1 protein-coding gene is annotated in these 635 nt (G+C 59.2%); it reads left to right on the forward strand.

Annotated features, from left to right (window positions below):
• Positions 1-635: type VI secretion system contractile sheath large subunit (tssC, locus tag EV102420_RS20800; RefSeq protein ID WP_042396248.1), on the forward strand; the 635-nt coding region annotated here is incomplete at both ends.

Raw genomic sequence — 635 nt, forward strand, 5'->3', positions numbered from 1 at the left:
AAATACCTGTGGACCAACGCCTCGTTCGCCTTCGCCGCCAACATGGTAAAAAGCTTTATCAACAACGGCTGGTGCGTGCAGATCCGTGGCCCGCAGGCTGGCGGTGCCGTGCAGGACCTGCCCATCCATCTGTATGACCTCGGCACCGGCAACCAGGTAAAGATCCCCTCTGAGGTGATGATCCCGGAAACCCGCGAGTTTGAGTTTGCCAACCTCGGTTTCATCCCGCTCTCCTACTACAAGAACCGCGACTACGCCTGCTTCTTCTCGGCAAACTCCACCCAAAAACCGGCGCTGTATGACACGGCGGATGCCACGGCCAACAGCCGCATCAATGCCCGCCTGCCGTACATCTTCCTGCTGTCGCGTATTGCGCACTACCTCAAGCTTATCCAGCGCGAAAATATCGGCACCACCAAGGATCGCCGCCTGCTTGAGCTGGAGCTCAACACCTGGGTACGCGGTCTGGTGACCGAAATGACCGATCCGGGGGATGCGCTGCAGGCCTCGCATCCGCTGCGCGATGCGAAAGTGGTGGTGGAAGATATCGAGGACAACCCCGGTTTCTTCCGCGTGAAGCTCTACGCGGTGCCGCATTTCCAGGTGGAAGGCATGGACGTCAGTCTGTCGCTGGT

This window comes from Pseudescherichia vulneris NBRC 102420, from assembly GCF_000759795.1.
GTDB lineage: Bacteria > Pseudomonadota > Gammaproteobacteria > Enterobacterales > Enterobacteriaceae > Pseudescherichia > Pseudescherichia vulneris.